Raw genomic sequence first — 12,919 nt, forward strand, 5'->3', positions numbered from 1 at the left:
GCTGCAACAAATTGATGACGGTGGTTGTCCTGCCGCTTCGTGACAGAGCCATGTCACAAAGTTGATAGATGGCGGGTCTAGCGTCGGATTGCCCCCGAGCGTTCCCCGCTCCCTCTAGCCAACGCCCCCAGCCATGAGGTCACACCCCGTGAAAAGACTGAAGCTTCTGAATTCCATCTGCCTCGCCGGATCGGCCTTCGTGCCGCTCGCGTTCGCGGCATCAGCCCATGCCGCACCGGCCGGTTACGACAAGATCGGCAATATCGTCGTCATCTACGCGGAAAACCGCAGCTTCGATAATCTCTATGGCAGCTTTCCCGGCGCCAACGGTCTTTCCAATGTCAGCCCCGATCAGGCCCGCCAGCTCGACCGCGACGGCAAGCCGCTCGCCGAACTGCCGCCGGCCTGGGGCGGCCTGACCGCCAAGGGCGTCACCCCCGCCATCACCGAGGCGCAGTCGGCCCATCTTGCCAATGCCAGCTTCGCGATCGACGATCCCAAGGGTTTTGCGCAGGCGCCGACGGTGATCACCCGCGATCTCTGGCATCGTTTCTATCAGGAGCAGATGCAGATCGACGGCGGCAAGAACGACAAGTTCGTCGCCTGGGCCGATTCCGGCAGCCTGGTCATGGGCCATTATGACGGCTCGATCCTGCCGATGTGGCAGGTCGCCAAGAAATACGTGCTCGCCGACAACTTCTTCCAGGGCGCTTTCGGTGGCTCCTTCCTCAACCATTTCGCGCTGGTCTGCGCCTGTGCGCCCTATTATCCAGATGCCGACAAGAGCCCGGCCAAGCCTGTGATCGCCAAGGTCGATGCCGACGGCACCTCGCTTGTCGTGGCGGACAACGCCCCGAAATCAGCGCTGGAGGGGGCGCCTAAATTCGTCTCCGACGGCACGCTGACGCCGGATTTCTATGCCGTCAACACCATGCAGCCGCCCTATGAACCGAGCGCCAATCCGCCGGCCAAGGACGGCGATCCGGCCTATGCCGATCCCAATGCGGCGACGACCCTGCCGCCGCAGCATGAGACCACCATCGGCGACCTCCTGTCACTGAAGGGCGTCAGCTGGGCCTGGTATGGCGGCGCCTGGCAGGCGGCCCTCGACGGCAAGAACGCCACGCCGGTGCCGAACTTCCAGTTCCACCACCAACCCTTCAACTATTTCGCCAATTTCGCCCCCGGCACCTCCGCGCGTGCAGAACATCTGAAGGATGGCGGCCTGGCCGGCCAGGCCTTCCTGAAAGATATCGACGACGGCAAACTGCCGGCGGTGTCCTTCTACAAGCCGCAGGGCAACCTCAACGAACATGGCGGCTATGCCGATGTTTCGAGCGGCGACCAGCATCTTGCCGATCTCGTCTCGCATCTCGAGAAGAGCCCGCAATGGGGCCATATGCTGGTCATCGTCACCTATGACGAGAATGGCGGTTTCTGGGATCACGTCGCGCCGCCGAAGGCCGACCGCTGGGGCCCGGGCAACCGCATTCCGGCCTTCGTCATCTCGCCCTTCGCCAAGGCCGGCACGGTCGATCACACCCAGTACGACACGACCTCGATCATCCGCCTGATTACCGCGCGCTACGATCTGCCGGTTCTACCTGGCATCGTCGCCCGCGACACGGCGCTGCGCGCCAACGGCCAGCCGCCGATGGGCGACCTCACAGCCGCGCTCGACCTGACGCATTGATCTTGCGCGCGGCCCCGGTTTTAACTGGGGCCGCGCCGCCTTCAGGCTTTTCTTCACCGGCGCAGCAGCGGCCGCAAGGCGGCCTGCGTTTCCTTCAGCAGCTTGAGATAACGCGCTTTCATCTCGGCGGCCGGAACGAGGGCGGCCGGCGCGCCGATATTGATCGCCGCGACCGTTTCGCCGCGGTCGTTTTCGATTGGTACGGCGATCGAGCAGAGGCCGATCTCCAGCTCCTGATCGATGATGGCGTAGCCCTCGGCGCGCACGCGGCGGAATTCTTCGATCAGTTCCTCCGGGTCGGTCCTGGTTTTTGCGGTGTTCTGCTTCAGCTCGCTGCGGGCGAGGATGGCGCGGGCCTCGTTCTCGGAAAGGGCTGCGAGCAGCACCCGGCCCATCGAGGCGCAATAGGCGGGCAGGCGGCTGCCGGGGGTGAGGTTGATCGACATGACCCGGCGCTGGGCGGCGCGGGCGATATAGACGATGTCGGTGCCGTCGAGCACCGAGGCCGAGGCGCTCTGGCCGGCCTGTTCGGAGAGATGATCGAGATGCGGCTGCAGCAGCGCCGGCAGCGGTGTGGCCTGGAGATAGGCATGGCCCAGCCGCAGGATTTTCGGCGTCAGGGTGAAGAACTTGCCGTCGTAATCGGCATAACCGAGCTCGGCGAGCGTCAGCAGCGAACGGCGCACGGTGGCGCGATCCAGCGCCGTCAGCTTGGCGGCCTCGGCAATGGAAAGCCGCGGGCGCGTTTCGCCGAAGGCTTCGATGACTTTCAGGCCGCGGGCAAAACCGCTGACGAAATCCGTTTCGCGCATGGTTCGGGTTATGGACGCTCTCGTGGTTCGACGCTTGAGCAATTTTCTAGCGCATAAGCCCGGAGATCGGAATCGGAAAGGATTATGCGCAGTTTCAAAGTGATATGGCGTCGCGCGTCTGAAAAGACCGTCCGCGCTCTACGGACAGTTTTTCTGCGCCCTTGGAACCGATCCTTATTTGATCCGGACGCTGCAGCATAGACGACTTCGATTGGAGGAAGGCCGCCACATTCCCAGCCGACAACCCGGATAAGTCGTGATATGATCGCCGAAGTAGCGTGGTTATCGACACTCGGAAGGCAGGAGGCCTGTATGAGTCGCGACACGCCGATCGACAAGCAGGGGCAATCTACCGACGTTTCGACTGGCGATGGCCGTCCTTCCCAACATGGCGGCGAGCGGCGGGTCGTGACCGCGCTGTGTTATGATCTGATCGGCTCCACCAATCTCTTCAATCTGATGGATATCGAGGACTATCAGGATATGATCGCCGCTTTTCAGCAGGCGGCGCGGCAGGCGATCACGGCGCATTCCGGCGTTGTCCGCGTCGAAGCCGGCGATGGCGGCGTGGCACTTTTCCCGATCGAGCTTGGGCCCCGCGATGCCGCCTCGGCGGCGATCCGCGCGGGCCTCGGAATCGTCAAAGCATGTCAGCGGCTCGCCGGCGATCTCATTCGGGACGATCTGCACGTGCGTGTCGGGGTGGCGACCTCGGTTGCCCTGATCCGGGATGCGCAGCTGCAGAACTGGATACATGAGCCGGTCACGGGCGCGGCGCTTGCGCTTGCGACAAGGCTTGAGGCCGCCGCCGGATCCGACAGCGTGCTGGTTTCGGAGGAGACCCGCAATCTCGCCGGCCGCTCGCATGCCTTCGTTCCGGAAGGCGCACGCATGTTGAAAGGTTTTTCCGAACCCGAAAATGTCTGGAGAGCGATCGGCCGGAAGCGGGAGCTCGATCGGTTCCACGCGTTCGGAAGGCTGGACGGCACCTTCGTTGGCCGCGTCGCCGAGCTCGGCCGGATAGAAAAGGCCTGGAACGCTGCCGTCAGAGGCAGGGGCAAGGTCCTTGCAATCACCGGTGAGGCCGGTATCGGCAAGTCGCGCCTGCTTCGGCAAGCCCGCCACATGATCCATGCGCAACCGGCACGATCGCTGTTCTTTCAATGCCTGCCGGGAGGGTTTCGCTCGACGCTTCACCCGCTGCTGAACAGCTTTCCCCAGCGCCGCTCCCACGCTGCAGGTGGCGGGCCGCTGACGGTCGATGCGGTCGCCGCCCAGTTCGCGCGCCACGGCATCCGGGATTCCGACGTTATCGGCATATTCTCGCATCTGCTCGGCGCAGATGGGCGCAATGAAACTCTCTCCGACAGTTCTCCCAAGACGATACAGAAACGCGCACGGCAGGCGCTGTCGAAAGCATTGAGCGTCATATGCGAGCAGGCGCCGCTGGTCATTGTCGTCGAGGACATTCATTGGATCGACCCGACGTCCGAGCATCTGCTTCGCGAAGCGGCGCGGCTCGTACCTATACTGCCCGCCCTGCTGATCGTCACCAGCCGGCGGGGGCTCCCCGCCGGTATGTTCGACGGCGACGAGCCGGAGCATATTTCGCTCGGTCCGCTCGACCGCGACGAAACCCGGTTGGCGATCGCCGCACGCTGGCCGAAGCATCGCCGGGAGGCATTGCCGCAGCTGCTCGAGGCGAGCGAACGCATCTCCGGCGGCGTTCCGCTTTTCATCGAGGAAATATGCCAATGGGCGTTCGATGCGGCGGCTGAAGACGCGATGGACGTACCGGAAAATCCGTCCCGCAATCATGTTTCGGTCTTCGAGGGCATCTTGAATTCGCGGCTCGAACATTTGGGTTCCGCGCGGGATGTGGCGCGTGCCGGGGCCGTCGCCGGCGATCGTTTTACCGTCTCGCTGCTTCGCCCATTGCTGCCGGATACAAGCCGGAAATCTCTCCTGCATGCCGCCGAAACGCTGTGCGAGACCGGATTCCTGACCCGGCTGCGTGCCCATGGCGGCGTCGCCTACGGCTTTCGCCATGCGCTGATCCAGGAAACCATCTACAACGGCCTCCTGAAAACGCAGCGCCAGCTTCTCCACCGCCGCCTGTTCATGGCGGCCAACAGCAATCCGGCGATCGCGAACTGGCTGGATAAGGGTGCGCTTGCCGAACATGCAGAATCCGCCGGCCTTCTGCCGCAGGCGGTTTCGCTGTTCACGCAGGCCGGAAAAGAGCACGCCGGCCGATCGGCGATGGTGGAGGCGCGCCACCATTTCGAACATGCTTTGGCGCTTTGCGAGACCGTGCCCGACGCTGTTTCGGATGAATTGCGCCTGTCGGTGTTGATGGTGCTTGGACCGCTGCTGACGGCGACGGTCGGACCCAACTCGGCGCCGGCGCGGAGGCTTTACGAAAAAGGCGTCGAGATCGCACGCCGCCAGCCGAAGGAAGATCAGCCCAAGTGGTTTCCGCTCTATTGGGGCTGGTGGCTGACCGGGCAGAATTTCACGGAAATGCACAGCCGCGCCCGAGAAGTTCAGGCCATGCTTTCCGGGATAGCCGATCGCGAGATCGAGTTGCAGGTCAACCATTCGATCTGGGCGATAGAGTTCAACGTCGGAAGGCACCAGGAGGCTCAAAAAGCCATACAGGCGGGGCTTGCGCTTTACGACGAAGAGGCGGCGAAGGCGAGCCGCAATGTCTTCGGCCACGACGCCAAGGTTTGCGGTCTCGGACAGCTGGCGCTGTCGCTCTGGTTGACGGGGCAGGCCGAGGAATCCAGCAGGGTGCTCGCCGACATGGTCGCTTTTGCCGATCGCATCGCGCATATGCCGAGCAAGTCGCACTCGCTGGATACCGAGGCGGTATCGGCCTTCTATCGCAACGATCACGCCCGCCTGATGGAGATTTCGGCCAGGATGGGCGATTTTGCGAAAAGGCACGAACTGCAATCCCTGTCGGCACTGGCGATGGTCTTTCGCGGATGGTCGACCGCGCATGTTGAAAATCTGTCCCGCGGTCAGGAGATTTTCCATCAAGGCCTGGCGCTCCTAAGGGAGCTCGGAACCGTCGCCGATCTGCCGATCTATCTCTACATGCATGCGACCATGCTCGGCCAGGCGCGGAAATATCAGGCGGCGATCGAGGTCGTCACCGATGCTATCGGCGAGGCGAAGGCGACAGGCCACCGTTATTGGCTCGCCGAGCTTCACCGCCGTCGCGCGCTGCTGCTGTCGAACGCCAAGGCAGGGGAGGAGGCTCTGCTTGCGGATCTGAGGACGGCGCTCGTCATCGCCAAAGAGCAGGGCGCGGTTGCCTTGCTGCATCGGGCGCACCGATCGGCGAAGGAGCTCGGCCTTGCCGGCGATCTCTGACCTTTGCTCCGCCGACGGGAGAGAAATGCTCTCGGCATTTTATGCCGGCATCATCGATGCAAACATGCCTCTCGCAGCGGCGGAGCCGGACCCCGGGAACGCCGAGGCTTATTTCCGCTCCTTGCTGCCGTTCTGCCGTCGAGCCCGGATCACCCGCATCGCCGATCTCACCGGTCTCGATCGGATCGGACTTCCGGTCGTCCAGACCATACGACCGGCGGCATTGTCTGAGGTCACCTCGCTCGGCCGTGGAATGTCCAGAACGTCTGCCGCAATCGGAGCGGTCATGGAATCGCTCGAGCGATTTTACGCCGAGGCGATCCCCGCCTCCCGCGTCTTCCTGTCGACCGCAGAAAGCCTGGGGATCGGCGCGGGATCTTTCGACGGTTTCTGCCTTCCGGCTTGCCGGACGAATTGGCGCGAATGCCAGATCGGCTGGATGATGGGTGTCGATATGGCGACCGGCAGTCGCTCGCCGATCCCGTTCGAACTTGTGCACACGATCTATACCGATCCGCCTCCGCCCCATGATGGCGTTTTCATGCGCACCACGACAGGCCTTGCTTGCCACAGCTCAGACTTCGGCGCCTTGCGGCATGGACTGCTGGAATGCATCGAAAGGGATGCGATTGCCCGGGCCTTCGAAACGCATGGTTTCATGGACCGGATGAGACTGCCGTTGCCGGAGTTGGGCACGGCGGTTCAGGATGTTCTCTCACATGTCGCCGGGTTTGGAATATCGGCTGCCTTCTGGCGAGCCCCTTCGCCGACGGGGATTCCGGTCGTCTGGTGCCAGACGATCGAAGCCGGCGAAGGCGAAGCGGTACTGGCCCTCCCGACGGAGGGGTATTGTGCCGGTCTCGATCTTCACGGCGCGGCGTTCGGCGCCTTGCTGGAAGCATTGGCGGCCCGGGCCGGGGCGATATCCGGCGCGCGCGACGACCAGACGCGCAAACATTATGCGAGGCCAAGCAGGGCCATGTTTGCCGACGCCCGGGATCTCATTCTCGGTGAAGGCGCTCTAACGATCGAGGTGGAGATTTTGCCTGCGGTTACCGAGCTTGCCGATCTCCTGGAAAGGATCGTTGCAGCTGGCCTGGGGCCGGTGCTCGCCGTTCCAGTCGCGTCTGAAAACGATCCGGGCATTCATTGCGTGCGCACGGTGCTGGCGGGCATGCGCCCTTTTGCAGTCGAGCGGTGAGGGTGCGGGATGGATCAGAAAGCGGACGGCCCCATACTCGTCTTTCTCGGTCCGACGCTTGGCTTGCCGCAGGCGCAGCGCATTCTGGACGCCGTCTATCTGCAGCCGGTTTCGCAGGGAGATATCATTCTTGCCGCCCACGCATTTCGCCCGAAAGCGATGGTCTTGATCGACGGTCTGTTCGAGGACAGGCCGGCCGTGCGCCACAAGGAGATTCTCTGGGCGCTGTCGCAGGGTATCGTGGTGATCGGGGCCGCAAGCATGGGGGCGCTCCGGGCTGCCGAGCTGCATCCATTCGGAATGATCGGCGTCGGTTTGATCTATCGATGGTACCGGCGTTGGCCGCTGACGGCGGAAGATGCCGTCGCGGTCCAATGCGGCCCTGCGGAACTCGGCTTCACGGCCTTGACCGAGGCTCTGGTCGATCTGCAGCGCAGTTTTACGGCGCTCTTTCGTCGTGGCCTGATTGCCAAAGCCGAGATGGAGGCCGGCATCACCGCCGCCCGGCGGCTTAATTTCCGCGACCGGTCCCTGCGAAAGGTGCTCGCCGCAGCGCAATGGCCAGCGGAGAAGTCGGCCTTGCTGCGCAGCCATTGGATCGCGCAGAAGAAGGCCGATGCGCGTCTTGCGCTTCGGCTGGCTCCCGCCTTGTCGAAGTACCAGCCTGCGGGGCAATCTTTTATGGTAACCAATACCTTTCTGCGTGATCTGGAAGCCGGATCTATTGACATCAGTTTAGTTAGCAAGTACTAATTTAAGTTGTTGCCATATAACTCATCTAATTGAGTAGTTGAGCTATGGAATTACCTCCTGACATATCACTTAAAATGACCCAGCCGGGACTTGGGACTCGATTCTGGATATTTCCCCAGCCGCCCTTTATCCTTGGATATGAGCAGCCGGATCGCGTTTTGCTGCCGATATTGCCTGACGAGATCGCTGATGGCCCCAGCGACGTATCGATGTATGTCGCCGATCCGCTGTACGACAAGGAGCCTTATGGTTTCAGGGACTTGCCGCCGTTTCGCGGCCCCCGGCGGCGTTCCGTGCGGCCCGGACCGGACGGCAATTTCGATAGTCTCGACCCAAGATCGCGCGACTATCTCGGCGTCCATGCCTATGCTTGCATTCATTTCGTTCTGGAGGCCTGGCGCAACTATGTTGCGCGGCCGATGCATTGGTTCTTTTCCGATTTCTACCCGCGGCTCGAAATCGTTCCCTTCGTCCGGTGGGACAACGCGCAGGCGGGCTTCGGTTTCCTCGAACTCGGTTACTCGGACGCAGGTGGTCAGCAATGGCCCTATGCGCTGAATTTCGATACGATCGCGCATGAGATCGGTCACCTCATCACGCTGTCGCAGACGGGGGTTCCCGGCTCGCTTTCCCGTGACGCGGACTTCTTTCCCTTCTCCGAAGCGATCTCGGACAGCATATCCCTGATCTCGTTCCTGCATTTCGATTCCGCCATCGACCGTCTGCTGCGCCGGACCAAGGGCAATCTCCTGCTCTATAACGAGCTCAACCGTTTTGCCGAGACGAGCCCGGAGACGCAGATCCGCCTTGCGACCAATTTCCGGCGCATGTCGGAGGTCACAAGCGAGGTTCACGACCGCTCGCTGCCTTTTCTCGGTGCGATCTTCGATACGATCGTCGAGCTCTACCACCGGGAGCTGGTCGCCAGCGGCTGCGCCGATCGCCGTCTTCTCTCCGTCAATCTTCGCGATCTGGCGCAGGACGAGTTCGACTGGTTCCGGCAATCGACGGCGGCGGCCTGCCGGGACCGGCCGCTCTTCTTCAAGCTGGCCTTGACCAAGGCAAGGGATTCCGTCGGCGCGGCGATCGGCGCAGCGCTTCACAGGCTGGACCCGGACACGATGCGGCTTGGGGACGCCGCGCTGGCAATCATCTCTGCCGCGGATCTACAGACTGCGGCGCAATTAGAGGAAAACTTTGTATGGCGTGAAATCATCGGCTCGCGGTGAGCCGGAAAAGGAGAGGGGAAATGAGTTGCTGCTCTGAAAATCCGTTCATTGGAACAGGTAAAGTGCCATTCAATCCCAGCGAGGTCCGTCTCTACGGGCGAAAGGAATTTTGTCCCGGCAAGGACGCAAAGCCGTTGCGAGATGGCGATCCCGAAGCGGGTTCCGACAAAATCAGGCTCAAGGTCGGCAACTGCTACATTCCGATCGATCCCGGCAATGTCGGGATCATCAGTATCGGCGTGATCTATGGCTACGCCTATGAGGGCCACTGTTACAAGCTGCCGAAGCCGAAGATCATGTGTCTTCCCGTCGAGGCCACGGAGATACTCGGAGACGGCTGCGGGTGCGATTGCGGCTACTCGCGGGAGCTCGGCTATTCGGTCTGGTCCTTGGACAAGCTCGAACGGGTAATCGCCCTCGACCTCCGCGCCGACGACCTCAAGACGCTGGTGCTCGACGAAAACCTGCCCGGCAACCGGTCGCCGCTGGCCTATGCGCAAACACAATTGCTGGCACCGCAGCGGCTTCGCGATTGACCTTATTTTGTGCGATATATGAACAAATATCATATATCGCACAAATTACCTTGCCCTCTGCCCTGCCTAAGCTTTATCTCTGACGCTGGAGGATGGGACCGGCAGGTCTTTCCGCACAGCCAAGGAGAATTCCCGCATGGATAAGACAGTCGGGAGCACGGCCGAGGCCGTCTCCGAGATCGGTGACGGCGCGACCGTCATGATCGGTGGTTTCGGCGGCTCGGGTGCGCCGATCGAGCTGATTCATGCCTTGATCGACAAGGGTTCGAAGAACCTGACAGTGATCAACAACAATGCCGGCAACGGCCGCATCGGCATCGCCGCGATGATCGATGCCGGCCTGGTCCGAAAGATGATCTGCTCTTTTCCGCGGTCCTCGGATCCGCGCGCCTTCACCGATAAATATCTGGCCGGCGAAATCGAACTGGAACTGGTGCCGCAGGGCACGCTCGCCGAGCGCATCCGCGCCGGCGGCGCCGGCATTCCGGCCTTTTATACGCCGACCGGCTACGGCACCGAGCTGGCCGAGGGCAAGGTCATCGCCGAATTCGATGGCCGCCATTATGTGCAGGAGCGTTGGCTAAAGGCCGATTTCGCGATCGTCAAAGCGCAGATCGGCGATATCAAGGGCAACCTCACCTACAACAAGGCCGGCCGCAACTTCAATCCGCTGATGTGCATGGCGGCGGACAAGACCATCGCTCAGGTCTCATCCATCGTGCCGGCCGGCGACATCGATCCCGAACATGTGGTCACCCCCGGCATCTTCGTCGACCGCGTCGTCGCCGTTCCCAATCCCCAGCAGGAAGAAGAGCTCATCCGAGCCGGAGTAGCCTACATATGACCGTCAACACCCGTGAAGACATCAAGCTCACCAATGCGCAGATCGCCTGGCGCGCCGCGCAGGACATTGCCGACGGCGCCTATGTGAACCTCGGCATCGGCTTTCCCGAAATGGTCGCCCGCTATCAGCCGCCCGGCCGTCAGGCGATCTTCCACACGGAAAACGGCATTCTCAATTTCGGCGAGCCGCCGGCTGCCGGCGAAGAGGACTGGGACCTGATCAATGCCGGCAAGAAGGCGGTGACGCTGAAGCCTGGGGCGGCCTTCTTCCACCATGCCGACAGCTTCGCCATGGTGCGCGGCGGCCATCTCGATGTCGCGATCCTCGGCGCCTATCAGGTCGCCCAGAGCGGCGATCTCGCCAACTGGCGGGTCGGCAGCAAGGGCGTGCCGGCTGTCGGCGGCGCCATGGATCTGGTGCACGGCGCCAAGCAGGTCTGCGTCATCACCGAGCATGTCACCAAGACAGGCGAGCCGAAGCTGGTGGAGAAATGCACTTTCCCGCTGACCGGTGTCGCCTGTATCACCCGCATCTATACCAGCCATGCCGTCATCGACATCGTCGACGGGCGCTTCGTTCTGCGCGAGAAGCTGGCTGCGATGTCGCTGGAGGAATTGCAGGCCATGACCGGCGCGGCCCTCCATGTCGAGGGGCCGGTTGCCGACCTCGTCGTCCCGAAACTCTAAAGGAAAAGCCATGACCGAAGCCTTTATCTGCGACTATATCAGGACGCCGATCGGCCGCTTCGCAGGCTCGCTTTCGCAGGTGCGCGCCGACGATCTCGGTGCCATCCCGCTGAAGGCGCTGGTGGAGCGCAACGGCGGCGTCGATTGGGAAGCCGTCGACGACGTGATCTTCGGCTGCGCCAACCAGGCGGGTGAGGACAACCGCAATGTCGCGCGCATGTCGGCGCTCTTGGCCGGCCTGCCGATCGCGGTGCCGGGCACGACGATCAACCGCCTTTGCGGTTCCGGCATGGATGCGGTCATCACCGCGGCCCGCGCCATCCGCGCCGGCGAAGCCGAGCTGATGATCGCGGGCGGCGTCGAAAGCATGTCGCGCGCGCCCTTCGTCATGCCGAAGGCCGAGACGGCCTTTTCACGGGCCGCCGAAATTCACGACACGACGATCGGCTGGCGTTTCGTCAATCCGCTGATGAAAAAGCAGTACGGCGTCGATTCCATGCCGGAGACCGGCGAGAACGTCGCCGAGGATTATCACGTCAGCCGCGAAGACCAGGATGCCTTTGCGGTGCGCAGCCAGGCGAAGGCCGCCGCCGCCCAGGGGAACGGGCGACTGGCGAAGGAAATTACTCCGGTGACCATCTCGCAGCGCAAGGGCGATCCTGTCGTCGTCGATAAGGACGAGCATCCGCGCGCGACGACGATCGAGGCGCTGGCGAAACTCGCCACGCCCTTCAAAAAGGAGGGCGGCACGGTGACGGCAGGCAATGCCTCCGGCGTCAACGACGGGGCGGCGGCGCTGATCGTCGCGTCCGAAGCGGCGGCGCGGAAATATGGGCTGACCCCGATCGCCCGCATCCTCGGCGGTGCCGCCGCCGCCGTGCCGCCAAGGATAATGGGCGTGGGTCCGATCCCGGCCTCACGCAAGCTGATGGCCCGGCTCGGCATGACTGAGGACCAGTTCGACGTCATCGAGCTCAACGAGGCCTTCGCCAGCCAGGGGCTGGCGGTGCTGCGCGCCCTCGGCATTGCCGATGACGATCAACGGGTGAACCGCAACGGCGGCGCAATCGCGCTCGGCCATCCGCTCGGCATGTCGGGTGCCCGCATCACCGGCACGGCGGCGCTGGAGCTTGCCGGGACCGGCGGGAAATATTCGCTGTCGACCATGTGCATCGGCGTCGGGCAGGGGATTGCGATCGCGCTCGAAAGGGTCTGAGAGCGTTGCACCCGGTGCCCGGCTTCTGTAGAAATCGGGCATGTTGATCCGACCCGCAGACCATGACGACCGAAACGCCATCTGGAGGATCATCGCCCCAACGATCCGCGCCGGTGAGACCTATGCGCTCGACCGCGATCTCTCGCAAGCCGATGCGCTTGCCTACTGGATGGGGCCGGATCGCGAGACCTTCGTCGCCGAAGACGATGGCGTCATCCTCGGCACCTATTACATCAAGGCCAATCAGGCCGGCGGCGGGCGGCATGTCTGCAATTGCGGCTACATGACCGATGCTGCTGCGGCCGGCCGCGGCGTTGCCCGCCGAATGCACGAACATTCGCTGGAGCATGCCCGCTTGCGAGGCTTTCGGGCGATGCAGTTCAACTTCGTCGTCAGCAGCAACCGGCGCGCGGTCGCGCTCTGGCAATCCCTCGGCTTCGAAATTGTCGGACGCCTTCCCGGCGTCTTCCTCCATCCCAGCGAGGGTTATGTCGACGCATTGGTGATGTTCAGGGCTCTCTAAAGCATGTCGCGCAAAAGTGTGCAGCGGTTTTGCCAGGCAAAG

10 protein-coding genes and 1 pseudogene are annotated in these 12,919 nt (G+C 62.8%); 10 read left to right on the plus strand and 1 reads right to left on the minus strand.

Annotation, left to right across the window (positions count from 1 at the left end; all coding sequences use genetic code 11):
- Window positions 1-148 precede the first annotated feature (148 nt).
- Window positions 149-1,693, plus strand: a complete 1,545-nt coding sequence (locus RHEC894_RS27290; protein ID WP_085739847.1) for an acid phosphatase — start codon at window positions 149-151, stop codon at window positions 1,691-1,693.
- A gap of 53 nt (window positions 1,694-1,746) precedes the next feature.
- On the opposite strand, the gene RHEC894_RS27295 is transcribed toward RHEC894_RS27290, so the two are convergent.
- Window positions 1,747-2,505: an IclR family transcriptional regulator C-terminal domain-containing protein gene (locus RHEC894_RS27295; protein WP_085739848.1), complete on the minus strand. Its 759-nt coding sequence runs from the start codon at window positions 2,503-2,505 to the stop codon at window positions 1,747-1,749.
- A gap of 312 nt (window positions 2,506-2,817) precedes the next feature.
- Here RHEC894_RS27295 and RHEC894_RS27300 point away from each other — a divergent pair, with 312 nt between their 5' ends.
- The 9 genes and pseudogenes from RHEC894_RS27300 to RHEC894_RS27340 all read left to right on the plus strand — a co-directional run bounded on the left by RHEC894_RS27300 (window position 2,818) and on the right by RHEC894_RS27340 (window position 12,877).
- A complete protein-coding gene (locus tag RHEC894_RS27300) occupies window positions 2,818-5,889 on the plus strand; it encodes an AAA family ATPase (RefSeq protein ID WP_085739849.1) in 3,072 nt (1,023 codons plus the stop codon).
- A gap of 25 nt (window positions 5,890-5,914) precedes the next feature.
- Window positions 5,915-7,090 carry a YcaO-like family protein gene (locus RHEC894_RS27305; RefSeq protein ID WP_010069365.1) on the plus strand — a complete coding sequence of 392 codons (1,176 nt, stop codon included), beginning with the start codon at window positions 5,915-5,917 and terminating at the stop codon, window positions 7,088-7,090.
- A 9-nt stretch (window positions 7,091-7,099) separates the two neighbouring features.
- Window positions 7,100-7,843 carry a TfuA-like protein gene (locus RHEC894_RS27310; protein WP_085739850.1) on the plus strand — a complete coding sequence of 248 codons (744 nt, stop codon included), beginning with the start codon at window positions 7,100-7,102 and terminating at the stop codon, window positions 7,841-7,843.
- Between the two features lie 44 nt (window positions 7,844-7,887).
- Entirely contained in the window at window positions 7,888-9,072 is a 1,185-nt protein-coding gene (locus RHEC894_RS27315) for a hypothetical protein (protein WP_085739851.1), read from the plus strand.
- Between the two features lie 230 nt (window positions 9,073-9,302).
- Window positions 9,303-9,608: pseudogene (locus RHEC894_RS33975) on the plus strand (hypothetical protein); the annotation flags it as partial.
- Window positions 9,609-9,744: 136 nt separating this feature from the next.
- Window positions 9,745-10,452: a 3-oxoacid CoA-transferase subunit A gene (locus tag RHEC894_RS27325; protein WP_010068651.1), complete on the plus strand. Its 708-nt coding sequence runs from the start codon at window positions 9,745-9,747 to the stop codon at window positions 10,450-10,452.
- Window positions 10,449-11,138: a CoA transferase subunit B gene (locus RHEC894_RS27330; protein ID WP_010068650.1), complete on the plus strand. Its 690-nt coding sequence runs from the start codon at window positions 10,449-10,451 to the stop codon at window positions 11,136-11,138. The genes RHEC894_RS27325 and RHEC894_RS27330 overlap by 4 nt, the downstream gene beginning before the upstream one ends.
- A 10-nt stretch (window positions 11,139-11,148) precedes the next feature.
- A complete protein-coding gene (pcaF, locus tag RHEC894_RS27335; protein ID WP_085739852.1) occupies window positions 11,149-12,354 on the plus strand; it encodes a 3-oxoadipyl-CoA thiolase in 1,206 nt (401 codons plus the stop codon).
- Between the two features lie 40 nt (window positions 12,355-12,394).
- Window positions 12,395-12,877, plus strand: a complete 483-nt coding sequence (locus RHEC894_RS27340; protein WP_085739853.1) for a GNAT family N-acetyltransferase — start codon at window positions 12,395-12,397, stop codon at window positions 12,875-12,877.
- Window positions 12,878-12,919 lie beyond the last annotated feature (42 nt).

The organism is Rhizobium sp. CIAT894 (assembly GCF_000172795.2).
In the GTDB taxonomy this organism is placed as follows: domain Bacteria; phylum Pseudomonadota; class Alphaproteobacteria; order Rhizobiales; family Rhizobiaceae; genus Rhizobium.

What these genes read in the sequence shown, in the direction of transcription:
- RHEC894_RS27315 (WP_085739851.1), top strand. Translation starts at nt 7,888, where the DNA reads ATGGAATTACCTCCTGACATATCACTTAAAATGACCCAGCCGGGACTT.
- RHEC894_RS27305 (WP_010069365.1), top strand. Translation starts at nt 5,915, where the DNA reads ATGCTCTCGGCATTTTATGCCGGCATCATCGATGCAAACATGCCTCTC.
- RHEC894_RS27295 (WP_085739848.1), bottom strand. Translation starts at nt 2,505, where the DNA reads ATGCGCGAAACGGATTTCGTCAGCGGTTTTGCCCGCGGCCTGAAAGTC.
- RHEC894_RS27340 (WP_085739853.1), top strand. Translation starts at nt 12,395, where the DNA reads ATGTTGATCCGACCCGCAGACCATGACGACCGAAACGCCATCTGGAGG.
- pcaF (WP_085739852.1), top strand. Translation starts at nt 11,149, where the DNA reads ATGACCGAAGCCTTTATCTGCGACTATATCAGGACGCCGATCGGCCGC.
- RHEC894_RS27325 (WP_010068651.1), top strand. Translation starts at nt 9,745, where the DNA reads ATGGATAAGACAGTCGGGAGCACGGCCGAGGCCGTCTCCGAGATCGGT.
- RHEC894_RS27300 (WP_085739849.1), top strand. Translation starts at nt 2,818, where the DNA reads ATGAGTCGCGACACGCCGATCGACAAGCAGGGGCAATCTACCGACGTT.
- RHEC894_RS27310 (WP_085739850.1), top strand. Translation starts at nt 7,100, where the DNA reads ATGGATCAGAAAGCGGACGGCCCCATACTCGTCTTTCTCGGTCCGACG.
- RHEC894_RS27330 (WP_010068650.1), top strand. Translation starts at nt 10,449, where the DNA reads ATGACCGTCAACACCCGTGAAGACATCAAGCTCACCAATGCGCAGATC.